The organism is Paenibacillus litoralis (genome assembly GCF_046244365.1).
Lineage (GTDB): Bacteria > Bacillota > Bacilli > Paenibacillales > NBRC-103111 > Paenibacillus_V.
Genome location: NZ_CP176395.1, coordinates 5,453,959 through 5,477,961 on the forward strand (window position 1 = coordinate 5,453,959; position 24,003 = coordinate 5,477,961).

The 24,003-nt window shown below is 53.9% G+C and carries 22 protein-coding genes; 11 read left to right on the plus strand and 11 right to left on the minus strand.

Annotation, left to right across the window (positions count from 1 at the left end):
• Positions 1 to 323 precede the first annotated feature (323 nt).
• Both ACKGJP_RS23085 and ACKGJP_RS23090 read left to right on the plus strand, forming a co-directional pair.
• The gene (locus ACKGJP_RS23085) at positions 324 to 1,001 is read left to right on the plus strand and encodes a TerC family protein (protein ID WP_409341149.1); all 678 of its coding nucleotides are present in this window, start codon (positions 324 to 326) and stop codon (positions 999 to 1,001) included.
• A 130-nt stretch (positions 1,002 to 1,131) separates the two neighbouring features.
• Positions 1,132 to 1,440 carry a hypothetical protein gene (locus ACKGJP_RS23090; RefSeq protein ID WP_409341150.1) on the plus strand — a complete coding sequence of 103 codons (309 nt, stop codon included), beginning with the start codon at positions 1,132 to 1,134 and terminating at the stop codon, positions 1,438 to 1,440.
• A gap of 167 nt (positions 1,441 to 1,607) precedes the next feature.
• On the opposite strand, the gene gndA is transcribed toward ACKGJP_RS23090, so the two are convergent.
• The 9 genes from gndA to ACKGJP_RS23135 all read right to left on the minus strand — a co-directional run bounded on the left by gndA (position 1,608) and on the right by ACKGJP_RS23135 (position 12,156).
• Entirely contained in the window at positions 1,608 to 3,017 is a 1,410-nt protein-coding gene (gndA, locus tag ACKGJP_RS23095; RefSeq protein ID WP_409341151.1) for an NADP-dependent phosphogluconate dehydrogenase, read from the minus strand.
• 30 nt (positions 3,018 to 3,047) lie between these two features.
• Positions 3,048 to 3,815: an SDR family oxidoreductase gene (locus ACKGJP_RS23100; RefSeq protein ID WP_409341152.1), complete on the minus strand. Its 768-nt coding sequence runs from the start codon at positions 3,813 to 3,815 to the stop codon at positions 3,048 to 3,050.
• 96 nt (positions 3,816 to 3,911) lie between these two features.
• A complete protein-coding gene (gene gntK / locus ACKGJP_RS23105) occupies positions 3,912 to 5,474 on the minus strand; it encodes a gluconokinase (RefSeq protein ID WP_409341153.1) in 1,563 nt (520 codons plus the stop codon).
• Positions 5,471 to 6,739 (minus strand): lactate racemase domain-containing protein, encoded by a 1,269-nt coding sequence (locus ACKGJP_RS23110; RefSeq protein WP_409341154.1) that lies wholly within the window; start codon positions 6,737 to 6,739, stop codon positions 5,471 to 5,473. Before ACKGJP_RS23110 ends, gntK begins: the two co-directional genes overlap by 4 nt.
• A gap of 54 nt (positions 6,740 to 6,793) precedes the next feature.
• Complete coding sequence (locus ACKGJP_RS23115) at positions 6,794 to 7,801, minus strand: LacI family DNA-binding transcriptional regulator (RefSeq protein ID WP_409347235.1); 1,008 nt, start codon at positions 7,799 to 7,801, stop codon at positions 6,794 to 6,796.
• Between the two features lie 227 nt (positions 7,802 to 8,028).
• Positions 8,029 to 8,625: a hypothetical protein gene (locus tag ACKGJP_RS23120; RefSeq protein ID WP_409341155.1), complete on the minus strand. Its 597-nt coding sequence runs from the start codon at positions 8,623 to 8,625 to the stop codon at positions 8,029 to 8,031.
• A gap of 204 nt (positions 8,626 to 8,829) precedes the next feature.
• Positions 8,830 to 9,984: an ABC transporter permease gene (locus ACKGJP_RS23125; protein WP_409341156.1), complete on the minus strand. Its 1,155-nt coding sequence runs from the start codon at positions 9,982 to 9,984 to the stop codon at positions 8,830 to 8,832.
• Positions 9,981 to 11,111 (minus strand): ABC transporter permease, encoded by a 1,131-nt coding sequence (locus tag ACKGJP_RS23130; RefSeq protein WP_409341157.1) that lies wholly within the window; start codon positions 11,109 to 11,111, stop codon positions 9,981 to 9,983. The genes ACKGJP_RS23125 and ACKGJP_RS23130 overlap by 4 nt, the downstream gene beginning before the upstream one ends.
• Before the next feature lie 106 nt (positions 11,112 to 11,217).
• Positions 11,218 to 12,156: an ABC transporter ATP-binding protein gene (locus tag ACKGJP_RS23135; protein ID WP_409341158.1), complete on the minus strand. Its 939-nt coding sequence runs from the start codon at positions 12,154 to 12,156 to the stop codon at positions 11,218 to 11,220.
• A 228-nt stretch (positions 12,157 to 12,384) separates the two neighbouring features.
• Here ACKGJP_RS23135 and ACKGJP_RS23140 point away from each other — a divergent pair, with 228 nt between their 5' ends.
• The 8 genes from ACKGJP_RS23140 (at position 12,385) to ACKGJP_RS23175 (ending at position 19,675) form a co-directional block, all read left to right on the plus strand.
• Positions 12,385 to 13,578 (plus strand): sensor histidine kinase, encoded by a 1,194-nt coding sequence (locus tag ACKGJP_RS23140; RefSeq protein ID WP_409341159.1) that lies wholly within the window; start codon positions 12,385 to 12,387, stop codon positions 13,576 to 13,578.
• Between the two features lie 26 nt (positions 13,579 to 13,604).
• Positions 13,605 to 14,258 carry a response regulator gene (locus ACKGJP_RS23145; RefSeq protein WP_409341160.1) on the plus strand — a complete coding sequence of 218 codons (654 nt, stop codon included), beginning with the start codon at positions 13,605 to 13,607 and terminating at the stop codon, positions 14,256 to 14,258.
• A gap of 15 nt (positions 14,259 to 14,273) precedes the next feature.
• A complete protein-coding gene (locus ACKGJP_RS23150; RefSeq protein ID WP_409341161.1) occupies positions 14,274 to 14,900 on the plus strand; it encodes a YktB family protein in 627 nt (208 codons plus the stop codon).
• Between the two features lie 184 nt (positions 14,901 to 15,084).
• The gene (locus ACKGJP_RS23155) at positions 15,085 to 15,774 is read left to right on the plus strand and encodes a hypothetical protein (protein WP_409341162.1); all 690 of its coding nucleotides are present in this window, start codon (positions 15,085 to 15,087) and stop codon (positions 15,772 to 15,774) included.
• A 122-nt stretch (positions 15,775 to 15,896) separates the two neighbouring features.
• Positions 15,897 to 16,571, plus strand: coding sequence for a response regulator transcription factor (locus tag ACKGJP_RS23160; RefSeq protein WP_409341163.1), 675 nt, complete (start codon positions 15,897 to 15,899; stop codon positions 16,569 to 16,571).
• 4 nt (positions 16,572 to 16,575) lie between these two features.
• Positions 16,576 to 17,967: a sensor histidine kinase gene (locus ACKGJP_RS23165; protein ID WP_409341164.1), complete on the plus strand. Its 1,392-nt coding sequence runs from the start codon at positions 16,576 to 16,578 to the stop codon at positions 17,965 to 17,967.
• Between the two features lie 113 nt (positions 17,968 to 18,080).
• On the plus strand, positions 18,081 to 18,749 hold the full coding sequence (locus ACKGJP_RS23170; RefSeq protein WP_409341165.1) for a TetR/AcrR family transcriptional regulator: 669 nt from the start codon (positions 18,081 to 18,083) through the stop codon (positions 18,747 to 18,749).
• A gap of 110 nt (positions 18,750 to 18,859) precedes the next feature.
• Positions 18,860 to 19,675 carry an SDR family oxidoreductase gene (locus tag ACKGJP_RS23175; RefSeq protein ID WP_409341166.1) on the plus strand — a complete coding sequence of 272 codons (816 nt, stop codon included), beginning with the start codon at positions 18,860 to 18,862 and terminating at the stop codon, positions 19,673 to 19,675.
• Between the two features lie 56 nt (positions 19,676 to 19,731).
• On the opposite strand, the gene ACKGJP_RS23180 is transcribed toward ACKGJP_RS23175, so the two are convergent.
• Both ACKGJP_RS23180 and ACKGJP_RS23185 read right to left on the minus strand, forming a co-directional pair.
• Positions 19,732 to 20,916 carry an MFS transporter gene (locus ACKGJP_RS23180; RefSeq protein WP_409341167.1) on the minus strand — a complete coding sequence of 395 codons (1,185 nt, stop codon included), beginning with the start codon at positions 20,914 to 20,916 and terminating at the stop codon, positions 19,732 to 19,734.
• Between the two features lie 36 nt (positions 20,917 to 20,952).
• Positions 20,953 to 22,224, minus strand: a complete 1,272-nt coding sequence (locus ACKGJP_RS23185) for an MFS transporter (protein WP_409341168.1) — start codon at positions 22,222 to 22,224, stop codon at positions 20,953 to 20,955.
• A gap of 216 nt (positions 22,225 to 22,440) precedes the next feature.
• Between ACKGJP_RS23185 and ACKGJP_RS23190 the strand changes: the two genes are divergently transcribed.
• A complete protein-coding gene (locus ACKGJP_RS23190) occupies positions 22,441 to 23,913 on the plus strand; it encodes an aminotransferase class I/II-fold pyridoxal phosphate-dependent enzyme (protein ID WP_409341169.1) in 1,473 nt (490 codons plus the stop codon).
• The last annotated feature ends 90 nt before the right edge of the window (positions 23,914 to 24,003 follow it).

Genomic DNA, 24,003 nt, shown 5'->3' on the forward strand with positions numbered 1-24,003 from the left:
TTATGCGCGGGCAAACAGGAGATGTCAAAAGGAAACTGCTGCTTTGGCACGCATGCCAATTAACACAAGCCGCTTGACGAACCTGACGAGCATCGCTTATAATCACCTTAACTGAATACCTCCAAAGGGGAGTAGCTGTTTCAGTAATGTCGTCAGTTCGGGATCGCTCACCGCAATCCCCGGCATTATTGGCAACGTAAACGTTGTTAGCAAGACCTTTGCCAGATCGGTGAAGCTTTGCTATTTATTAAAGACCTTCACCGGTTTCGGTGGAGGTCTTTTTGTTGATACTAACATCACATTATTATCGAGGAGTGGTTGAATTGGAATGGTTTTCAGCGGAATTTTGGGTGGCCCTATTAAGTATTGTGCTAATCGACTTGGTGCTTGCCGGCGATAACGCGATCGTGATCGGGATGGCGGCAAGAAACGTACCGGCCCAGCAGCAGAAAAAGGTAATCTTGTGGGGAACCTTAGGCGCCATTATCATTCGGGTTGTAGCAACGCTTGCAGTCGCTTGGCTGTTGAAAATTCCCGGCCTCTTGCTTATCGGCGGCTTCCTGCTGTTGTGGATCGCCTACAAGCTGCTGGTTGACAAGAAAGATCATGAGCTCGAAGCGAAGCCGAGCTTCGGCGCTGCGATCCGGACGATTATCATCGCCGATGCGGCCATGGGTATGGACAACGTGCTCGCCGTAGCCGGCGCTGCCAAAGACAGCTTTGCACTCGTCATTATCGGTCTTCTTATCAGTATGCCGATCGTCGTTTGGGGAAGCACGCTCTTCGTCAAACTGGTCACCCGCTTTACTTGGATCATTTATGCCGGCTCCGGAGTCCTTGCCTTCACAGCGTCTAAAATGATCTTGGACGAACCGTTCCTGAAGCCTTTTGTCGAATCCATTTCTTTCGGGAAGTGGGTAATCGTCGCCGCAGTCGTTGTCGGCATCCTGCTGATCGGCAAACGCAAAAACAGCATCGAGAACCAGCCTGCGACGCAATAAGCTAGTAACGAATACATGGTCCGCAATAAATTAGCGAAAAACGCGAATAAAACGAAAACTTTTCAGTAAGGATGATAGTAAGGCGCTTGTCTAAGCACTTATACCTTGTACCGCAAAGGAGAGAACCGTTATGCAGCCAACTGCCGCATCGATGAATCCGCTGCACAACAAGCTCGCGCAAATCATCCAACCCAGCCATCCGCTTTGCAAAGACGATGTCATTTGGGTGCTGGACTATATCAAGAAAAAAGTAGCCGAGGAAGATCCGCAGCTTATGGAGCTTTCCCAGGCACGCCTGCTGAAAAATTTTCACGCGTTTACGGAAGTGGCCATGCTGCTTATCCATCGCCGTCCGTCGGGCGACCACGAGATCGACCGGCTGAAGGCATGGATGGCGGAGGCTGCATACGGACTAAACAAAGAAGGCAAGCATCCTTGAACTAGGAGCTTGCCTTCTTTGTTTTGGATTGCCCGGTTTCGGGTCCCCCTTAAAGGATTCGGAATACGCTACAGAGCTTACCGTCACTTTATGGGGAACGTTTCGGGGCTCCCCGTAAAGTACTCGGAATACGCTACAAAGCTTATCTTCACTTTATGGGGAATTATTTACGCCATCCAGTTATGGTGGAACGAGCCTTCTTTATCGACGCGCTGGAACGTGTGCGCGCCGAAGTAGTCGCGCTGAGCCTGCAGCAAGTTCGCCGGCAAACGCTCGGTGCGGTAGCTGTCGTAGTAGGCCAGAGCCGAAGAGAAGCAAGGCACCGGAATACCGTTGCTTACGGCTGCTGCAACCACTTGACGCCACGAATCCTGATACTTGTCTACGACGCCTTGGAAATACTCGTCGAGCAGCAGGTTTTTGAGACCGGGATCGCGGTCGTAGGCATCCTTGATGTTTTGCAGGAAGCGCGCGCGAATGATGCAGCCGCCGCGGAAAATCATCGCGATGCTGCCGTATTTCAGATCCCAATTGTACTCCTCCGAAGCTGCCCGCATTTGAGCGAAGCCTTGCGCATAGGAGCAAATTTTGCTCGCATACAGCGCTTGACGCACCGCTTCGATAAACTGCGCACGGTCGCCTTCGAAAGGCTTCGCCGCAGGTCCGTTCAGCACTTTGCTTGCAGCCGTACGCTCTTCTTTAATAGCGGAAATGAACCGCGCGAATACCGATTCCGTAATGATGGAGAGCGGAACGCCAAGATCCAGCGCGCTTTGGCTCGTCCATTTGCCCGTTCCCTTTTGGCCGGCCGCATCGAGAATGACGTCGACCATCGGCTTGCCCGTTTCCGGATCGTACTTGGAGAAAATGTCCGTGGTGATCTCGATCAGATAGCTGTCCAATTCGCCTTTGTTCCACTCGGCAAAAATCTCGTGCAGCTCGGTCGTCGAAACGCCGAGAACGTCTTTCAACAATTGGTACGCTTCGCAAATCAGCTGCATATCGCCGTACTCGATTCCGTTATGCACCATTTTGACATAGTGTCCGGCGCCGCCCGGTCCGATATACGTACAGCACGGATCCCCGCCAACCTTCGCGGAAATCGCGGTTAGAATCGGCTCAACCAGCTTATACGCGCTTTCTTGTCCGCCCGGCATGATAGACGGTCCTTTAAGCGCGCCCTCCTCGCCACCGGATACGCCCGTGCCGATAAAGCGGAAGCCTTTGGCTTCAAGCTCCTTGCTGCGGCGCTGCGTGTCGGGGAAGAAGGCGTTGCCGCCGTCGATCAGAATATCGCCTTCGCTCAAAAATGGAACGAGCGAGTCGATCGTCGCGTCCGTCGCGTCGCCCGCTTTGACCATGATCAAAATTTTGCGTGGCACTTCGAGAGAATTGACGAATTCTTCCACGCTGAAGGTGCCGATCAGGTTTTTACCCGGATTTTCCTGCAAAATCTCATTCGTCTTTTCGCTCGAACGGTTGAACACGGAAACGGCAAATCCTCTGCTTTCGATGTTGAGGGCAAGGTTTTTGCCCATGACCGCGAGGCCGACGACCCCAATTTGTCCTTTAGCCATTGGTGGAACAGTCCTTCCTATCCTGTAATGTTAAATCGTCATCGAACCGAAGCCGCCGTCGACGCGAATTAGCGCGCCGGTCACGAAGCTGGATGCCTTATCCGAGGCTAGGAATACGGCAGCGCCCTGCAGCTCGTCCGCTTCCCCAAACCGGTTCATCGGCGTATGGCGCATAATGGACTCTACGCGGTCCGGAGACAAAATTTTGCGGTTCTGCTCGGCCGGGAAGAAGCCCGGAATAATCGCGTTTACGCGAACCCGCGCAGGCGCAAATTCTCGCGCAAGGAACATCGTCACGTTGTTTACGGCTGCTTTGGAAGCGGAGTATGTAAAGACGCGCGAAAGCGGAGGATCCGAGGAAACGGACGAAATGTTGATGATGCTTCCGCCTTCTCCTTTGTCGACCATATGTTTCCCGAAAACCTGGCAAGCCAGTACAACGCCCTTCAGGTTAACCTCCATGATCGAATCCCATTCCTCCATCGAGAGCTCGAAGAACGGCGTCGGACTGTTTTTGCCCGGGCAGTTCATGAGTACGTCGACGCGGCCTGTCCAAGCCAGCACTTCCTCCAGCACTCTCTTCAAATCCTCTTCGTTTGTCGCGTCCGCGGAGAAGCTTTTCGCCTTGCCGCCGGCCGCTTCGATTCGTTTGCACACCTCGATGCACTTTTCCTGATTTCGACCGACGATCGCCACATCGGCGCCATGTCCTCCGAGCGCAACCGCCATCGTTCCGCCGAGTGTGCTGTTGCCTCCGATGATGACCGCCGTTTTGCCTGTCAGATCAAACAAATTCATGACGTAGACCTCCTGAAAAAGGTATGATGAATTCAAGCTACCCGCAAAGTAACAGTAATAAGCTGCAAAGCTTCGCTTCACTTTGTGGGGATATTCTCACTTCACTTTGTGGAGATTGGACTGAAATGCGGCGATCGCATCGAACTCGTGCTTTAACTGATGATACACGCGCGAATAAATCGGTGTCAATTCCCGATATGTCGCATAGTTCGCCGAATTCGCCCGATGACGGTGCGAAGAACGCACCCATTCGTGGATACCGGAGAAATCGACCGCCTCTCCCATGGCCAAAAGTCCGATCTGCGCCGCGCCCAGCCCGGAGCTTTCGATCGAGTCCGGAACCGTCACGTCCGTGCCGAGCACGTCGGCCATCATTTGCCGCCAGAACGGCGAACGGGCGAAGCCTCCGGATGCGCGTATTTCCTTCGTCGGTCCTCCAAGCTCCTCCAGCGCCGTCACCACGGAATGGATCCGGAAAATGACGCCCTCCAGGACGGCGCGGATCATATGCTTCTTCTGGTGATACAGCGAAAGTCCGAAGAAAACCCCGCGTGCGTTCGCATTCCAATGCGGTGCGCGCTCCCCCGCGAGCAGCGGCAAGAACAGCAAGCCGTCCGAGCCGGCCGGAACCTCCGCCGCGAGCTCCGTCAAATAATCGTACGGATCCATGCCGCGTTTGCGTCCCTCCTCGGCCTCAAGCGTAGCAAGCTCGTCGCGGACCCAGCGGAGCATGATGCCTCCGTTGTTGATCGGTCCTCCGACGACCCATAAATCCTCATGCAGCGAGTAGCAGAAAAGCCGGCCCTTCGGGTCGGTCAGCGGCTTGTTGACGATGCCGCGCACCGCGCCGCTCGTTCCGATCGTCACGGCATAAACGCCTTCTTCAAAAGCTCCGACCCCGAGGTTCGCTAGCACGCCGTCCGATGCGCCTACGACGAACGGCGTCCCCGCACCCAGTCCCATTTCCGCCGCAAATTGCGGATTCATGCCTTCTAGCTTGAACGTTGCAGGTACCGGTTCCGACAGCCTGTCTGCCGATATCCCGGCCGTTGCAAGCGCGAACTCGTCCCAAGCCAGATCGGCAAGATTGAACAATCCCGTTGCGCTCGCCAGCGAATAATCGATCACATAGCGGCCGAACAGCTTTGCAAATACAAATTCCTTGATCCCGATAAACTTATGCGCTTTCCCGAATATATCCGGCGCGTGATCGCGCATCCACATCAGCTTGGTAAGCGGAGACATCGGATGAATCGGCGTGCCTGTCGCCAAATAAATGCGGTGGCCGTCAGGCTCTGCGCGCAGCTTGTCCGCATAAGCGACGCTGCGGTTATCCGCCCAAGTGATGCAGGCCGTGAGAGGCTCCCCGTTGCGGTCAACGGCAATCATGCTGTGCATGGCCGAGCTGAAGGAAACGCAGAGCACCTCCTCGGCGGAGATGCCCGCTTTGCCGATCACTTCGCCAATGCCGCGGACGACCGCTTGAAACAGTTCAAGCGGGTTTTGCTCCGCAATGTCGGGCTTCGGCGTGTGAAGGGGATATTCGATCGAATGCGAGGCGAGAACGCGCCCCCCGCGATCGATAACGAGCGTCTTCGTGCTCGTCGTGCCGATATCGGCGGCGATGATATAAGGTTTGGATGAGGCGCTGCTGCTCAAAACAAGTTCCCCTCGCTGTCGAATATCAAGTCGTAAGGCTCCGTTAAGATTTCAATGTCCGGATGACGGCGCGCTTCTTCAAGCAGATTGACCGAAATCTCGATCTCGCCGAGATGCAGCGTGTCCTGGATACGAACCAGTTTGCAAGTCGTGTAATCCAGAATGTTGCATGTCTTTACGGCCGCTTTGATCGCATAAAGCTGATTCTCCAGCGTCGTGGCGATTTTCGTAGGCGCGCATACCGTCGAGGTCAGCCCGTTCGCATACGTCGCGTCCAGGTTCGTCTGATCGACAAGCCGCTGCGTGGTAAAATCGGCCGTGCCGACGCCGTTTGCATTGCCCTTCGTTTCCGGCGTCAAGTCGAGTACGACCATTTTGGACACGTCCGGACCGCCGTGCGCGTACGGCGTCGGGTAGCGGCCCGTGATGTTCGGGTCCATGCCGTCGCCGCTGATGTTTTTGCCGATATAGTCGATGACAAGCACGTCGATTTGTTCGAACAAAATTTTCGGCAGCCGCGCCTTCGCTTCTTCAAGAAGTGCGGGCTCCCGCTCTTCGATAGCGTCTGCGGCAAGCACCTCGACGCGGCACGTCTCGTCGTAAGCATTCTCCACAAGGGCGACGCCGAACTTGATCGGCAGCTTCTCCAGCATCAGCTTAGCCATAGCCGGCACGTTCTCCGCCATATACTTGAAGCCTAGCTGATGGCAGGCTTCCGCGCCCTTTTGCTTGCCGAGGCCGATCGCGATCATTTTCATGATGCCGCTCTCGATTCGCCCGCGGAACGCGGTGTGAGGCTTAACCCGGTTGATGACGACGATCGCGTCCGCTTCCGAAGCGATCCGGTCGACATATACCGGTAGACCGTTCGGCAGCTGGTCGATTTGAACGACGTCCATCGAAGAACGGATCGGCGCCCCCATCGACTCTTCGCTGACGCCGAGGTGATGCAGCACTTCCGATTGTCCTTCTGCAGTTGCGCCGCCGTGACTGCCCATACACGGCACGATGAACGGATGCGCGCCGGCTTCCTTGATCGCATCGATCAGCGCCTTCGTCAAAGCCGCGATATTAGCGACTCCGCGGCTGCCGACGGCGACGGCAACCTGTTGTCCGGGCTTCAGCGTATCGATCGCGCCCGGCTTCCGCAGCTCGGCCTGCAGCGCCGCAACCGGATCCTCAATCACGGTGTCGTCGAATTTCTGGCGGATCCGGACCATTTGCGGCACCGGAATATCTTCAAGCAGCTTGCGTAGAATGCTCATGGTAATCCCCCTTCTGTTCCTCTTGTCGGGAAGCCCGCAACGCAACCGGAGCGGTTACTTTCCCGCCTGGCCTACCGATTCGCGCAGAACGAGCTCCGTATGCAAATAGATCGTTTCCAGCTTCAGTGTTCCCTTTTTCTCGATCATTTCAAGCAGCGTTTCCGCACCTTTGCGGCTAATTTGCTCGATCGGCCGTTTGACCGTCGTCAGCGCGGGAGATACGAAACCCGAGAACATGTTGTCGTCGAAACCGACGATCGAAATATCATGAGGCACGCTCAACCCGCGCTCCGCGATCGCTTTCATCGCCCCGACCGCCATATCGTCGTTGAAGCAGAATACCGCCGTCGGCAGCTCCCGGTTCGTAAGCAGCTTCTTCATAGCCGAATAGCCGCTCTCCAGGTCGTAGCTTCCCTGCGCTTTAAGTTCCGGGTGAAGCTCGACGCCGTGCTTGCGCAAAGCCCGCAAACAGCCTTCCATCCGCTGCTGCGTCGATTTAAACCCTTCTTTCCCCTCGATGATCGCGATCCGCTTATGGCCTTGACCGATCAGATGCTCGACCAGCCGGTAAGCGCCCTGCTGATCGTCGGAGCAAATATTCATAACGGGCGCGTTCTCGATATGCCGGTTCAGCACGACATGAGGAATATGCTTCTCGAGCAGATAAGCGATGAACGCATCGTCTCGTTCGCTCTGACTCATAATGATGATGCCGTCGAACCTTTTTTTGGTAATCCGGTCAAACCGCTCGTAATCGTCTATCCCGCGCACGATCAGGTTATACTGATCCTTGATCACATTGTTAACGCCCCTGACCGCATCATAGAAAAAGCTCGGCGACGTCCCCCGGTCCAGAGTCGAGAAAAACAGCCCAAGATTATACGAACGGTCGAGAACCAAGCTTTTGGCGCTGAAATTCGGCGTGTAATTCATCCTGTCTGCGATTTCTTTAATACGTTCCTTCGTCTCCGGGTTGATCAGCGGACTGTCATTCAGCGCCCGGGAAACGGTCGTATGCGATACGCCGGCTTGTTTGGCGATATCTTTGATCGTTACGTTCATAAAGCCACCTCTGCCAACCATAATACCATATCCTGCACACGTTAAACAACAAAAAGCGACACGTTGAAGCGCGATGTAAAACTCAATACGAAATCGGTTACAAAGCATGATGGGCATCCGTTTTTTCTCTCTTCGACTGCCCCGGAAACCGCCGCAAATACGCAAAAGAGCCCCGTTCGCTTGGCTGCGAAGGAGCTCTTAAGCTATCCCCATCTTCATCTTAAGCCCTATACCTCCATAGTGAGCATTTCCTGACGGAGCTCGCTTAGCTTTTTTTTGCTGCTCTCGATTTGTTCCCGGTCGCCGTTCTGAATCGCATCGTATAATGAGGCGAGTTCGTAGTCCAGCTCCAAGCGCAGCACAGGAATACGCTCTTCGATTCGCTTCGATTTCATCGCCTGGATCATTTCCTCTGTGGTCACCACCGGTTCCCTCTGGAATATGATTTTGTGTTCGACTCCTGATATTTCGACCAGCCTGGTAATCTCTCCGAACATGATATTCTCGATGACGATTTGCCTGTCGCGGAAACGTTTGACGACGGCATGACCCCGCGTGTCATTAATCATTTTTTCCATCAATTCCGCCAGCTTCTCATCTCGGAACGAATAGTTTCCGACGATTTTATAGCGGTCTCCGATCCGTTGAAACCGAAGCTTAACCAGCTTGCGACCGGTCCGCACGGAAATGATAAAATGCTGCTCGCTTTCATTCCAATAGAGCGAAAAGCCTTCTTGTATGAGCGATTTGATGAATTGACGGATAAGCCGACGATCGAACCGTAACTCCAAGTTGCAATATTCCACTTCATGGCTTTTGCTCACGGCCATCCCCTCCTTACGTCTAGCTCGACACTCCAACCCCTTTGACTGAATGTTCAGACAACTTAACTTCTTACTCATTATCTTATTATGATTTATATGTTTTAGCAACTTGGATTATTGACTATTTATAGGGGAAGGACTTCCTCATTTTTTTTAGAATGAACGATACATGCCCGTCCCCTCCCCAATAAGTCTGCCAGTCCATCAGCAGGTTTGCGACTGCGGCGAGTTCGCGACATACGAACCGAATGCCAGCAAGACGGCCCCGAACAAAACGAGAATCGCCAGATGCATCGACACGTCCTTCAGTTCCGCCCCCATGGAAAGCTGCCTGATGGCTTCGATAGCCCATTTCTGCGGGACGAGGTTAGCCAGCTTCTGCATCCATTCCGGCATGAACGACACCGGCCAAAAGCAGCCGCCGAGCATGCAGGTCGGGATGATCGTCAGCGCATTCAATCCCCTTATAGCTCCAGTATCGCCAAAAGCTCCGGCAAGCACACCTGAAAAACCGATGGAAGCGAGCAAAAAACATTCGAGCACGAGCAGCAGCTTCCCGAACCCGATTTCGAATGAAAAGCCCGGCATAGCTAACAAGACGGCCAGCAGCGAAACGATCAAAATCGTTCCAAATACAAAGCTTCCGATAAATTGACCGGCGACAATCTCCCGTATGCGCAAGGGAGCGGCGGAAATCCTTTGGAACGTTTTATTTCTCCGGTCCTCCATCATAATCATCACGGGACCGTTATTCATCATCATCAGAAACATGACCAGAAATCCGGTCGCCATCTCCAATCGGAAAGTCGGCGCAAGTCCGATATTCGTCACGGCAATGCGTCCGGCCGGCGACGAGGCGCGCAGAAGCTCATCCGCTTTCGCCAGCACGTCCGGATCCCCCCCTTCGGAAATGTTCTCCTTAGCGGCGGTTACTGCGCTTCCCAATCTTTCCGCAACTTGCTCGGCTTTGAATTTCAGCCCCTCCGTAAACCCCATTTCGTTCACCGAGTAAAAGGCTATATTTCCGCTTTCCCCGTCCAGCAGCGACTTGGTAAATCCTTCCTTCAGAACGATTCCGGCTGCGCTTTCCCCGCTGCTCACCTTCGTTTCAAGCGAATCGAGATCCTTCTCCGCTTTAAATGCATATTCCGGCTGATCGTTCAATTCGTCCAGCAACCGCTGCCCCAGCCCGCCCGTGTCCGCATTCAGAACGCTGACGATCACCTTATTCTCGAAGCTTCCCGTAAAAAGAATGCCGCCCGACATGACAAGCAGCGGCAGCACCAAGGAAAAAAGCCAAGTCCGCTTGATCCCTATCGTCCGTTTCAGCATATTTAAGGCTATGAACAAGCTGTTCATCGAAATCCCACCTTTCGGTATACCGCGAAGCAAACCAGCGCTAGCGCACCGGTTATCGCGCCGAGTACGCCCAAATGCTTGGCGAAGAGCGGCCATTCGCCGCCCGTCATCATATGGAGAATGGGCCGGAACGCCCAATAGTTAAACGTCCATGGGCCGATCTTTTCGCCAAGCTCCCCCATGATCGGGCTGTATCCTCCGCTGATGAACATCATAACGACGATGAGCGATTGAAAAAACGCGATGACCAGCGTCGTCTTTTGTGCCAATATCCCGACAATAACGCCTAAGCTGACCGCGCTCATAATCGTTAACAAGCAGATAAGGGCCAGACTGAACGGCCTGCCGCCCCAATCGACGCCGTATACGAGACTTGTCGCAAGGATCAGGAATATCGTGATCAGAACGGCGATCATCCCGTTTCCGATGAAAAATCCGAGTACGATCCGGTTGTTCGGGATCGGCATGGAAACGAGCCTGGCAAGAATCCGGGATTTACGGCTTTTGACCATGCCGATTGCCGTGGACATGCCGATATACAGATTCATCATGATCAGAAACGACGCGGAATAATACTCGAGCGCAGAGTAGGCATGATTCTTCTCCAGCTTGACGTTTTCAATTGCGCTTGCCTGTCCGGCATTCCCGCTTCGCTCCGTCTGCCCCCCTGTACCTTCTTCCTTCGCAAGCTCGCTTACGCTTGTTTGTGCGGCAAGCCCGCGAATTAACGCTTCCACTGCGACATTCGCATCCATGCTGCGGCCGTAAATGACCTCCCATGCCTCTTCCGACGAAGCGGAACCGTTCTGCCGGATCACGAGACCGACGCTGTCCGCCCCGCTTTTCAGCGCTTCCATCAGCTCTTCCCGCGACTGGACCGGAATTTGCTCGATAGCCGTACCCGGCCCGCCTCCATTCGCAAAAGGCAGCGGCTTCCCGTCATTTCGTTCGTCAAGCACAACGGTTTTAACGGCTTTTGGCGCCTTGTCCGCTTGGGCAAATGCGTCTGACAACGCATTCCCCAATATCATAATCAGCAGCATCGGCATCAAAAACATAATCAACAAATAGTGGCGAAGCCGGAAGCTGTGCATCATTTCATAATAAGCGATCACGAAAGCTTGCATCGTTTCTCCTCCAAGGTTTACGGCATCCCCGCACGGAGCGTTCGTTGGCGCTATTTCTCCGTTCGGCCGGACTAAGCGTTCCCCGCTCAATCGGTCGTCCGATGCCTTAATCCCGCAATTTGCGCCCGGTCAGCGACAGGAATAAGCTCTCCAAATCGGGCTCCGCCCGCGTCAGCGCTTGAATGGCCATTTCATGCTTCGCAAATACGAATAAAATATCCTGAAGCGCCGCTTTGCCTGACTTCGTGCCGATCTCGATCAACTGGCCGTCAACCCTTACGGAATCGATATACGGATGCCGTTTGAGCTCTTCGACCGCTGCCGTCTGCACGTTCGAAACGACCTGGATCGCGATCTTCTCTTCTTCGCTGACCAGCTTGATCAGCTCGCTCTTGTTCCCGCAGGCGATCAACCGTCCCTGATCGAGAATGCCGACGCGCGTACCGATGGCCTCTACTTCCTCCATGTAATGGGTGGAATAAATGACGGTAGAGCCCATTTGATTCAACGTTCGAACCGATTCCAAAATGTGGTTGCGCGATTGCGGGTCGATGCCGACCGTCGGTTCGTCCATAATAATCAGCTTCGGACGATGAGCGATTGCGCAAGCGATGTTCAAACGCCGCTTCATGCCGCCCGAGAACGATTCGGGCCGATCCCGTCCGTGCTCGCTCAGCCCGACGAAGGCGAGCGCCTCCGCAATCCGCTCCTCGAGCAGCCTTCCCCGCAGTCCGTATAGCCGGGCAAAAAAAGCGACGTTCTCGCGCGCGCTCAGCGGCTCGAATAGTGCCAGCTCTTGCGGAACGAGGCCGATTCTTCTTTTTGCTTCCAGCGGATATTTGGCGACGGATATTCCGTCTACGAGGATTTCGCCCTGATCGATGGGCAACAAGCCGCAAATCATGCCGATCGTCGTGCTCTTGCCTGCTCCGTTCGGTCCGAGCAGACCGAATATTTCCCCTTGTTCGATGGATAGGCTCAAATGGTCGACGGACAAATTCCCTTCATACCGTTTCACCGCATGCTTGATTTGAACAAATGCCATAACCTGTTCTCTCCGTTCTATCCGGTTCGTTGCCTTCTATTGTACACGATAGCCGTCCTTTCCTACGATAAGAAAAAGTCATGACCGAAAGGTGACGAAAGTCATTTTCGGGTCTGATCCGGAACAGGCGAAACTATGCTATAATCGTTGAACGGCCATGATGCAAGATGAAGATCGGCGGTTTTGCCGTCTTATACGTTCCGTACCAAGCAGTTTCGGAGCACGAGTATGAGACGAACAGCATATACGGCCTGCATAGCACCGCTTCCGAAAAGGACTGACGACGACGTGATAGTTACGCTCGCTTGGATTCGCTATTTGCTCGTTTTGTTTTCGTTTATCGCCACCTTGATCCTTTCGCCGATTTCGGCCTATGCTCCCTTTACGATCGGCTTGCTCTCCTGTTTGCTGCTGATGCGCATCCGCGAGAAGCTGGTTAACGAGCGCTTGGCAAGGCTTCTGCTAATGCCGGAAGCGGTCATGTGCTTCTGGCTGAGCCACGCTTACGGAGGCGTGCTGTTTTTGCTGTTCGGATCGCTTCTCTTTCCGGTCTCGCAATGGAACAACCGTACGGGGCGAACGGCTGCCATGATTGTTCTTTGGCTCGGCATGAACGCTTCGATAACCGGCGGCGAGCCGCTCGCTTATCTGTTTGCCAATACGCTTTACGGAGCGTTCGCCTTCCTGCTCCTCCACCTTAGGCACATGACGGCGCATCGCGGCGAACTGCAGCACTTGTACGACGAGCTTAGGCGCAAGCATTACGAGCTGGAGGAAGCGCGCAAACGGATTATCGAATACGCGCAGAAGGTGGAGAACAGCGCCCAGATCGAAGAACGGAACCGGATTTCGCGAGATCTGCACGACGACCTCGGCCACAAACTGATTCGTCTGAAAATGATGATGGAAGCCGGCATCCAAATATTCCCTACGCAGCCGGACAAAGCGATGCAGATGATTCATCTCGTGCGCGATCAGTTGACCGACAGCATGGAAACGCTGCGGGCTACGGTGCGCAATATGAAGCCCGCCGAAGCGGACAGCCGCAATTATTCGCTCGACAAGCTGATTGACGACCTGGGCCAGGACAGCGGGATCCGTGTCCGTTATTCTTACGAAGGCATGCCGTTTCCGCTCTACCCGAGCTGCGAGGTTACGTTATACCGCAATGCCCAGGAAGCCATTACGAACGCCATCCGGCACGGCGGCGCAACGGAGGTCGACATACACGTCCGTTTCGACCCCAAGCAAATCGCGATGACCGTTGCGAATAACGGTTCGGTCCCCAAGTCGATCGGCGACATCGGGCTCGGCATCAGCGGCATGGAGGAACGGGCAAGGCTGCTGGGCGGAGAGCTTAAACTGCAGCTGGGCGATCGATTCACCGCAACCACGGTCATTCCCATTGTCGAGCAGCGGTAAAGCCTTTATCAGGGAGGTATCCTTTAGTGATTCATTTGCTGATCGTCGACGACGATCCGTTTATACGCGAAAGTTTGAAGCTCATTCTAGACCTTGACGCATCCATCACGGTCGTCGGAACGTGCACGAACGGGGACGAAGCTTTCCGTTTCGTCGAGCGGCACGAAGAAGTGAACGTCGTGCTGATGGACATACGGATGCCGGAATGCGACGGCGTCGAGGGGACCCGGCGAATCAAGCAGTTGAAGCCCGATATCGCCATTCTTATTTTGACCACGTTTGACGACGACGAGTATATCGTACAAGCCCTTCAGTACGGAGCGAACGGCTATCTGCTCAAAAATATCGCGCCCGACCGGATTATTGACGGCATACGCACGGTGCATCAGGGCAATTTGCTCATCCATCCGAATATCGCAAGGAAACTCGCCACGATGATCCAGCCTTCCGGTACGGGCTCCGCCAAGCAGTCCTCCGCCAATTGGGACTCCTTCGGTCTTACGCCCGCCGAGATGCAGGTCGTGCTTCAAATCGCGGAAGGCAAGTCGAACAAAGAAATTGCCGGAGAGCTTTTTTTGAGCGAAGGCACCGTCAAAAATTACATAACGGAAATCTTAAGCAAGCTCGGTCTTCGCGACCGTACGCAAATCGCCATTTTCTACTTAAAAAACCAACCTTGAAAGGACGACACCCAGATGGCTTTTACAGGCTTTGCCGATTCCGATTTTGCCGCTTTTCATATCGAAGGGCTCGAGGCCCGTATGGACGCGATTCGCACGCGCATCCAGCCGAAATTCATAGAACTGGGCGATTCGCTCTGCGACGACGTCGCAATGGCGGCCGGCAGCGAAATGTTCGTTCACATCGCCAAGCATTTGCGCCGTAAAATAAATCCGCCCAAAGATACTTGGATGGCGTTTGCCGGCAGTAAGCGGGGCTATAAGCAACATCCGCATTTTCAGATCGGACTGTTCGACGATCACGTCTTCTTATGGTTTGCTCTTATTTATGAACTGCCCGAGAAGAAGAAGATCGCCGCCGATTTCATAAAGAACATCGATACCGTCAGGCAAACGATCCCGAGCGGCTACGCGATTTCTTTCGATCACATGAAAAAGGACGCCCTCAAAGCCGGCGACCTGTCTAAAGCGGAGCTCCGCAAAGCGCTCGAGCGATTTCGGGACGTCCAGAAGGTCGAGCTGTTGGTCGGACGCCATCTTTTGGCGGACGATCCGGTCTTAAAAGACGGCAGCGCCTTTATCGGACTTGCCAAGGAAACGTTCGAAACGCTGATGCCGCTTTACCGGTTATCGTTAAACTGACATACGAAACTTTATCGGTGCCTAAGCGTATTAACGGGTAAGAATAACGAATCAGGCGCGCAGCCCGGCATTTATTTTTATGTTCTATTAATCTGGCTTTCAGCTTGGTCATGTATACTGGGCTTGTGAGCCGTACGAGAATATTTCGAAAATGAATGCGCCGCCTGTACGAGGAGGGTATCCGATGCACGCCATTTCAACCAAACATGTCATGATCAGCGCGCTTGCGCTTACGCTTTTATTAAGCACCTGCCTAGGAGCACCGCCAAAACGAGCGTCCGCCGAAGGAAAATCGTCCATCCGCTCGGATGCCGGCATCGCCATGCAGCGGATGTTCAAGATGAGAGAAAATGCCCAGCAGCGAGCCCGCTCGACCCGGCTGCCGATTGTCAGTGAAACGGCGGCGCTGCTCGAGCTGGATACCGACCAATTGAAGCAGAAGCTTGCACAAAACATGACTATAGCCGATATAGCCGCTGAGCAGGGTTTCTCCGTGAAGGATCTTGCCTCCAAGCTGCTGAAGCTTCGTACCGGCAACATCGATCAGGCTGTCGATAACGGGCGGCTGAATGCGGAAACGGCGGACGCGATCAAGACGCGAATGGTTCGTCATATCGACTTCATGCTACGCCAGAAAGGCGGTTCGCTGCTGGAGCGCCAGCATGCTGAACCTGCAGCCGCTACGGCCGATCATCCGCTGCGGGCTTTCGATCCGGATAAGATGGCTGCCTTAATCGGCACGACTCCGGAAGCCCTCTCGAGCGATTTGCAAGCAGGTCGGACGCTTACGGACATTGCCGAAACGTACGGTCTTAGCAAGCCTCAGCTGCTGAACAAAATTAAAGCGGAACTGGAAGGTTCCCCTTCTGTTTGATGCTCTTGCATCAGCTTCCTCGCAATCCAAAACCTAGCTAACAGGCTGTCCTTCACGGACAGCTTCTTTTGTTCCTGACCGCCGGAAAGCCATTCTTCTAAGGAAAGGAAGATTACCGATCCATGTACCGCATCTTGATTATAGAAGACGAAAAGCCGCTGGCGAGATTTTTGCAGCTGGAACTGGAGCACGAGGGCTACCATGTCACGCTCGCGCATGACGGTCCCGGAGGACTTGAACTTGCGCTGGCGCACGAATTCGACATGATCCTAATCGATTGGATGCTCCCCGGTATGGAGGGCATCGCGGTTTGTCAGGAGCTGCGCCGGAGCAAACAGGTGCCGGTACTCATGCTCACCGCACGCGGAACGATCAGCGAACGGGTGAACGGGCTTGATGCAGGAGCCGACGATTATGTCGTCAAACCGTTCGCCATCGAGGAGCTGATCGCAAGAATTCGCGCCCTGCAGCGGCGTTTGGCCGACAAGAACAGCGCGACGTACAAGCTTCAGGATCTTGTTCTGGATCCTGAAGCGCACCGCGTGGAGAGGGAAAGCAAGCAAATCGATCTCTCCGTCCGGGAATATGATTTGCTTAAATATTTGCTGGAGAACAAAGGCATCGTTCAGACGCGCGAAAGCTTGCTCCAGCACGTCTGGGGCTTCTCCTTCGCCGGAGAAACGAATGTCGTCGATGTATACATCCGTTATTTACGGGCCAAAATCGACGACTCCTTTGAGACAAAACTGATCCATACGGTTCGCGGCGTCGGCTATGTATTGCGGGGGAGCGGATAATACGGTGTCTTTCAAATGGAAAACGAGTCTGATCATTACCAGCATTATCTTAGTTATCTTAGTGCTCACCCATTCCTTCGTCTTCGTCACCTTCAACAAAATGGCGATCGCCTATCAGGAGGATTTGCTCGTCGTACGCATCGATCAGCTGATCGACGATATCCGTAAAAATCCTAAGCTGACGATCCAGACCTGGCAAAGCGATCTCGAACGCAATCAATATATCCGCATTATCGATAAAGCGGGCCGGGTCATTTTCGAGAAAGGCGTCAACTTTCCTAAGGAATGGCTGGCGCCGGAATTGGCGCAAACGGGCGACGAGCCTCTGACGTTCGGCAAATTCGATTATAAAGTTGCTGGCGCTCACATCGTCCTCGCCCGCAAGACGATTCCGGGCCAATTGTTCGGCGAGCAGATGCTGACGTTTGAATTGTACGAAAATGCCGACAGCGTCGATAAGCTGATCAGCTTCATCCGTAATTTGCTGCTTATCGGCTCGCTTGGCGGTATTTTCATCGCCGCCTTCGCTTCCTACTTGACCGCCAAAGTAACGATACGTCCGATCGGCGCGATTACCTGGAAGGTCAAAAGGCTAGATGTGGAAAATTTGCACGAACGCATCGAACTTCCTCCCTCGAAGGACGAGCTGCGCGAGATGGCCATTACGCTGAACGGCCTGCTTGAGCGTCTCGAAGCCGGTTTCGAGAAGCAAAAGCAATTTATCGCCGACGCGTCTCATGAGCTGCGCACGCCACTATCCATTATCGAAGGGCATGCCAATTTGCTACGCCGTTGGGGCAAGCATAAACCCGAAGTGCTGGACGAATCTCTAGACTATATGCTCGGCGAAACGGAACGCCTCCGGCTGCTCACCGATCAGCTTCTGCAAACCATTGCGCTTGAGAGCGCCGTGCCTGCAGCGGACGGCGACGTTAGCGAGCCGGCAAAGCTGGGTGAAGCTTTGGAAACGATAGGCAGCCAGGCGGTCTTTTTGAACGCGCGAGTCAAACTCGACTTGCAATACCCGCCGGACGATACGTTGGTTGCCATGCCTCAGGCAGAGCTGCAGCAGGTGCTGCTCAACATCATCTCGAATGCCATGAAATACACGCCGGATGACGGCTCCGTTACCGTCCGAGCGTCTAGACAAGGCACCTATGCGGAAATCGTCGTAACGGACACCGGCATCGGAATCAAACCGTCCGACCTTCCCTATTTGTTCGAACGGTTCTACAGGGCGGACAAATCGCGAAACCGCGAAAAAGGCGGTTCCGGTCTCGGTCTGCCGATCGCCAAAAAAATGATCGATTTGTACAAAGGCGACATCCGCATCGAGAGCGAATTCGGCCAAGGAACCAAGGTCACGATTTTGCTTCCGATTGTCCATCGTTCCTGATTCCGGTTCACGACTCTGCATTGCGCAAGGTTGGAATAATGGTGTATGGTGGAAACGATCGCTTTGCCGAATATCCGGCTTTTCGAATTCCACGACATAGTATGAGGTGCCCAATGAACGATCCCCTCGATTCATGGCTTGCGGAATTAATAAGCTTGGAAGACGATCGCGTAAAAATGACGGAAAAACAGTTCCGCATCGTGCAGGCTGCCGTCGAAATTTTTGCCGAGAAAGGCTATGCCGCTACGTCTACAAGCGAAATCGCACAAAAGGCGGGCGTCGCCGAGGGAACCATTTTTCGCCATTACAAGACCAAAAAAGATTTGCTGCTCTCTATCGTCGCGCCGATGATGTCCAAGCTAGTCGTCCCGTTCGTCATGCGCGATTTCGGGAAAGTTTTCGATCTGCCTTATGAGCGTTACGAAGATTTTCTGCGAGCCGTGCTTCTGAACCGGATGGAATTTGCCCGTAAGCATTTGCCCGCGCTTAAGGTTATGCTTCAGGAAATTCCGTTTCACCCCGACCTTAAGAAGCATTTTATCGAGAATGTCGGCGCCCGCGTCATGGAACGATTCCGCAGCGTCATCGAGCACTTCCAAGATCGCGGCGCCATTCTACCGATTCCTGCCGAGTCCGCCGTGCGTCTGTCCGTTTCCGTACTTTTCGGGTATATTCTTACCCGCTTTATGCTGCTGCCCGAACGGGAATGGGACGACGAAAGAGAAGCTGCGCTATGTGTCGATTTCATCATGCATGGTCTGGCTCCGCGTGTAATCGATTAGCGCCCCCCGTCATATTTACCCTGCGGGTAAGGAAGACTACTCATGCGGATTGCAAAATGAGCATGTCTATAGACATGCCGATAAGAGCAACGTTTGAGGAGGTTTAGCCAATGGCGGTAATCCAGGCGGATCTTAAGACCGCGCAGACCCAGCGCCTGAAGGATCAGGTCGCTTTCGTAACCGGCGCAGGCTCGGGCATCGGACGTGCGGCCGCGCTCCGGCTCGCGGAAGAAGGAGCCAAAGTATGTTTGGTTGATTTGAACGATGACCGTACCGGGAAGGTCAAGCAGCAGATCGAGAGCTTTGCGGGGGAAGCGATCACGGCGGATACCGACGTTTCGGATCCGATTCGGGTAGAGGCCGCCATCAAGCAGGCCGTCGACAAATGGGGACGGCTGGACATCGTATTCGCCAATGCCGGCATTAACGGAACGCTGGCGCCGATCGAGGATATGAAGCCGGAGGATTGGGATCATACGCTGACAACCAATCTGAAGGGCACGTTTTTGGCGGTGAAATATGCCGTCCCCCATATGAAAGAACGCGGGGGAAGCATCATCGTAACCAGCTCAATCAACGGCAACCGCGTTTTCTCCGGATTCGGCATGTCGGCGTACAGCACCTCCAAGGCCGGTCAGGTGGCTTTTACTAAAATGGCCGCATTGGAGCTGGCTCGTTACAAAATTCGGGTCAACGCCATATGTCCGGGCGCTATCAAAACCAATATTAGCGAGAGCACGCATCCGACCCCTGAACTGGACAAAATCAAAATACCGGTTCAGTATCCGCAAGGCAGCATGCCATTGGAGCACCGACCCGGCGAGCCGGAACAGGTTGCGGCCTTAGTGGCATTCCTCGCCTCCGCCGAATCCTCCCATATTTCGGGTACGGAACTATATATCGACGGCGTTGAATCGTTATTGTAACGGTCTCTATGACAAAGGGCAGCCAGCAGGCTGCCCTTTTGCGTATCTTACTGCTCTCATTGAACGGCAGCTTCCTGACTGCTTGCGGTCCGCTTCGGATCAAGCGCCTTGAAGCGCTGCACCAGCACGATTGCCGCTACGCACAGTATACCGCCGACGATGAACGGCAGTTCGATCTGCCACCCGTATAGCAGCATCGCAAACAGCGGTCCCGCGATACGGCCCAAGCTGTCCATCGACGAATTCAAGCCTGTGGCCACGCCTTGTCCGACCTTCGTCCTTTTCGTAATCAGAGAAATGACACAGGGACGAATAAAAGCGTTTCCTGCTCCGAATACGGACATATAGATCGCGGCTGTAATGACGTTACTTGAAAACAGGATAAGAATAAAGCCGGCAGCGGACAGCACAAGCCCGATCAGAATCCATTGCGGCTCGGCTCCGTTCTTGATTCTTTTGCGCACGACGCCGCCTTGAATCATCGCTCCGACAATACCGCTAACGAAGAACATAATGCCGACATGAACCGGTTTGGCGCCGATTTTCTCCATTTCGAATAATTGGAACGTGGTTTCCAGACCGGCAAGCGTAAAGGAAACGAAAAACGACAAGACGTACAAATATTTGAGCGGTCCGGCGAATGCCGTCCAGCGGGACGGTTTCGGCCCGGTCGGTGCTTGCCTCCGTTCGGCCGTTAACGACTCCGGAACCATGAAGAATACGAAGACGAACATAATGAACGACAGGATGGAAGACGCAAAAAACGGCGCGCCGTTCGAAACCAGACTCAGCAATCCCCCTACGCCGGGTCCGATGACAAAACCGAGACCGATGGCCATGCCGACGAGCCCCATTCCCTTCGTTCGCGTTTCTTCCGTCGTAATATCGGCCACGTAGGCTACTGCGCATGCGGTTACCGCTCCGGAGAACAGCCCTCCGATAATACGCGATACGTACATGAGCGTCAGGTTGCCGTCCGCAATGCCGAAAACAAAGAAGCTGACGCAAAACCCGATCAAGCCGATAAGCAATATCGGCCGGCGGCCGTGCTTGTCCGACAAACTGCCCCACACCGGAGACATCAGAAACGATGCCGCCGAATACAAGGACAGCATCCAAGCAAGATGAAATTGCCCTCTTCCGGTTCCCGCTACGATCTCCGGCATAACGGGGATAATAATGCCAAAACCGATAAATACCGTCATCAATACGATCACGATGACGCCTAGCTGCTTTTTCATAATCTCTCTGCTCCTCCCGACCATGGTGATACGCTCTTATCGTAACAAAACTTTGCGCTCTTGTGAAATCACCCAGTGCACGATCATCAACACGAAGAGCACGATGCCGCTTGCGACGAACGGGCCGTGCGGACGGAACAGATCCCACAGCTTGCCCGATACGATCGGACCGATCGTCGTACCCAGCCCTTCGATCGTAAGGAAAAATCCCCAGACCGCCCCCCGTTTCTCCGGAGGAATCGCCGCCGCGATAAGCGCGTTCCAGGATGGAATGATAAGCGCATACCCGATGCCTAGAAGCGCCACCAGAACGAATAACAGGTTCAGATCGCGAACGAATGTAAAGGTCAGCAGAACGGCAGAGCTCAGCAAGAAGCCGATATGCAAAAACCATTTGGTGCCGAAGCGGTCGACCAGCTTGCCGACCGGTATGAGGAAGAGTACGGTTACCGCCCCCCCGGCAAGCAAAAAGAGACGAAATTGGCTGTTCGTCAAATGCAGCTCGTTTAACGCGTAAAGTGTCAATACGGGCGTTAATAAGCCAAGTGCGAACGTTTGGGCGAACATTGCCGGAAACATGAGCGGGCTTAGCGTCATCGAACGGCGCGCTTCCGATAAGTAGCTGCGAATCCGATCCATGCGGCTCCTCTTCGCAGGCTGCGCTTGGCCATGAGCGTTCTCACGATTCCCGCCGCCGTTCTCCTCAAGCTGGCCCCCTTTCCGGTGACCGGGCAGAAACAGCGCGACGAGCACGACCGCTACCATCATGCCTATCAATAGCCGGAACGCGGTGCCGTAAGTTCCGCTCATGAAATAGGTGATGACGAACGGTCCCAACCCTACGCCTCCAAGCCATGCCATGTAAACCACGCTCATAATCGTCCCCCGGGAATCTTCCCCGGCGATTTCCGTCGTTCCGGTAATGACGCACGGCCATAGCGGCGCCGTTCCAATGCCAAGAAGGGCGCAAGCTACGATAATCCAATAAAAGTTAGAGGTGGACGCCAAAATGCCGACCGAAGCGAACGTCGAGATTACGCCACCAAGCATGACTATCCGGTACCCGATCCGGTCGATAACCCAGCCGATTGGCGTGCGCAGCAGGTTGTCGCCGATATACTGCACGGCTAGCGTCCAGCCAATGACTAGCCCTGTCGCGCCCAGAATCGTTTCCATATAAACCGGCAGAAACGTGATAATGAGGGCTCCCTTCACAAATTCGACAAAAAACATGATGAACAACAATTGCATGACAAACGGCGACCGCAGCACCTTTTTGTCTATTTTTTTCTTGATGGTCGCTTCCATTCTCCACCGCCTGCTCTTTAATGTAGGGCTCCTATCAGTATGTACATCGTTTCCTATAATGTTACCTCTTGCCATGCAAAGTATTGCTTTCCCCCCGACTTTCACAGCCTCCGAGGGAAAAATGGACTTGCATCCTCGCCGCGTTCTGCTATACTCATTTTGTTTGTTACTTTACATTGACTGTGCCATTTCTAACAAGAAAGGAAGAGAGGTCCGATGGATCATCAGCGTACCCCTTTGTTCTCTGCTTTATGCGAGCACGCAGAACGTAACCCAATCCAGTTTCATATTCCAGGCCATAAAAAGGGTTCAGGCATGGATCCAGAATTCCGCTCGTTTATCGGGGACAACGTGTTGTCCATCGACCTTATCAATATTGCACCGCTGGACGACCTGCATCAACCGACAGGCGTTATCGAGGAAGCCCAGAAATTGGCGGCCGACGCTTTCCAAGCCGATTATACCTTTTTTTCCGTCCAAGGGACAAGCACCGCCATCATCACCATGATTATGTCCGTCTGCGGCCAAGGAGACAAAATCATCGTACCGCGCAACGTTCACAAATCGATCATGGCGGCGATTATTTTCTCGGGAGCGAAGCCGGTATTCGTATCGCCGGCCCGCGACGCCAATTGGGGCATCGATCACGGCATCACGACGAAATCGCTCCGCAAGGCGCTCACGAAGCATCCGGACGCCAAAGCGGTTCTCGTCATCAACCCGACGTATTTCGGCGTATGCGCCAACTTGAAGGAAATCGTCGAGCTTGTTCACAGCTACAATATTCCCGTCCTTGTCGACGAAGCCCATGGCGTACTCATTCATTTTCACGAGGAGCTTCCGGTTTCCGCGATGGAAGCGGGAGCGGACATGGCCGCAACTAGCGTTCACAAGCTTGGCGGTTCGATGACGCAGAGCTCCGTGCTGAACGTCAAAGGCGATCGTATCAATCTCAAACGAGTCCAAACGATCATGAGCATGCTTACGACGACGTCCACCTCGTACCCGCTCTTGGCGTCTCTGGATACTGCTCGCCGCAACTTGGCGCTCAATGGCCATGAAATGGCCGATAAAGCGATCCGTCTTGCGCAATATGCCCGCAGCCAGATCAACGAAATCCCTGGCTTGGCCTGCTTCGGCGAAGACATTCTCGGGACCGAAGCCACTTACAGCTTCGATCCGACGAAAGTTTGCGTCCATGTTCGTCATCTCGGACTGACGGGATACGACGTCGAAAACTGGCTGCGCGACGAGTACAACATCGAAGTCGAGCTAAGCGACATGTATAACATTCTTTGCCTCGTAACCCCGGGTGACGAGAAGGAGCAGATCGATATTTTGCTCGAAGCGCTGCGCAAGCTTGCGTCCTTGCACCAGAACGTGAGTGAAATTAACGAGCTGAACATCGTCATTCCGGAAATTCCGCATTTGTCCTTATCGCCGCGCGATGCGTTCTATGGGGATACGGAGACGGTTCCTTTTCAGGAATCCGCAGGCCGTATCATCGCGGAATTCATTTACGTGTATCCGCCGGGCATTCCGATTTTGCTGCCGGGCGAAGTCGTCTCGCAGGATAATATCGACTACATCACGGATCATGTAAAAGTAGGACTTCCGGTTAAAGGTCCCGAAGACCGTTCGGTACAACAGGTTAAAGTGATCGTGGAAACGACCGCTATCTCGGACTGATCCTTTGATTGCCGCTAGAACCGGGCAAAGCGAGTATTGAGGAAAAACAATAGAAGGCCGGGCTGCCCTATTCAGGGTACCCGGCCTTTC

Coding starts and splice junctions, on each gene's coding strand:
- ACKGJP_RS23115 (WP_409347235.1), bottom strand. CDS start 7,801: ATGAACGTAACGATCAAAGATATCGCCAAACAAGCCGGCGTATCGCAT.
- ACKGJP_RS23090 (WP_409341150.1), top strand. CDS start 1,132: ATGCAGCCAACTGCCGCATCGATGAATCCGCTGCACAACAAGCTCGCG.
- ACKGJP_RS23155 (WP_409341162.1), top strand. CDS start 15,085: ATGCACGCCATTTCAACCAAACATGTCATGATCAGCGCGCTTGCGCTT.
- ACKGJP_RS23170 (WP_409341165.1), top strand. CDS start 18,081: ATGAACGATCCCCTCGATTCATGGCTTGCGGAATTAATAAGCTTGGAA.
- ACKGJP_RS23125 (WP_409341156.1), bottom strand. CDS start 9,984: ATGAACAGCTTGTTCATAGCCTTAAATATGCTGAAACGGACGATAGGG.
- ACKGJP_RS23110 (WP_409341154.1), bottom strand. CDS start 6,739: ATGAGCATTCTACGCAAGCTGCTTGAAGATATTCCGGTGCCGCAAATG.
- ACKGJP_RS23135 (WP_409341158.1), bottom strand. CDS start 12,156: ATGGCATTTGTTCAAATCAAGCATGCGGTGAAACGGTATGAAGGGAAT.
- ACKGJP_RS23185 (WP_409341168.1), bottom strand. CDS start 22,224: ATGGAAGCGACCATCAAGAAAAAAATAGACAAAAAGGTGCTGCGGTCG.
- ACKGJP_RS23150 (WP_409341161.1), top strand. CDS start 14,274: ATGGCTTTTACAGGCTTTGCCGATTCCGATTTTGCCGCTTTTCATATC.
- ACKGJP_RS23140 (WP_409341159.1), top strand. CDS start 12,385: ATGAGACGAACAGCATATACGGCCTGCATAGCACCGCTTCCGAAAAGG.
- ACKGJP_RS23190 (WP_409341169.1), top strand. CDS start 22,441: ATGGATCATCAGCGTACCCCTTTGTTCTCTGCTTTATGCGAGCACGCA.
- ACKGJP_RS23130 (WP_409341157.1), bottom strand. CDS start 11,111: ATGCAAGCTTTCGTGATCGCTTATTATGAAATGATGCACAGCTTCCGG.
- ACKGJP_RS23160 (WP_409341163.1), top strand. CDS start 15,897: ATGTACCGCATCTTGATTATAGAAGACGAAAAGCCGCTGGCGAGATTT.
- ACKGJP_RS23100 (WP_409341152.1), bottom strand. CDS start 3,815: ATGAATTTGTTTGATCTGACAGGCAAAACGGCGGTCATCATCGGAGGC.
- ACKGJP_RS23175 (WP_409341166.1), top strand. CDS start 18,860: ATGGCGGTAATCCAGGCGGATCTTAAGACCGCGCAGACCCAGCGCCTG.
- gndA (WP_409341151.1), bottom strand. CDS start 3,017: ATGGCTAAAGGACAAATTGGGGTCGTCGGCCTCGCGGTCATGGGCAAA.
- ACKGJP_RS23180 (WP_409341167.1), bottom strand. CDS start 20,916: ATGAAAAAGCAGCTAGGCGTCATCGTGATCGTATTGATGACGGTATTT.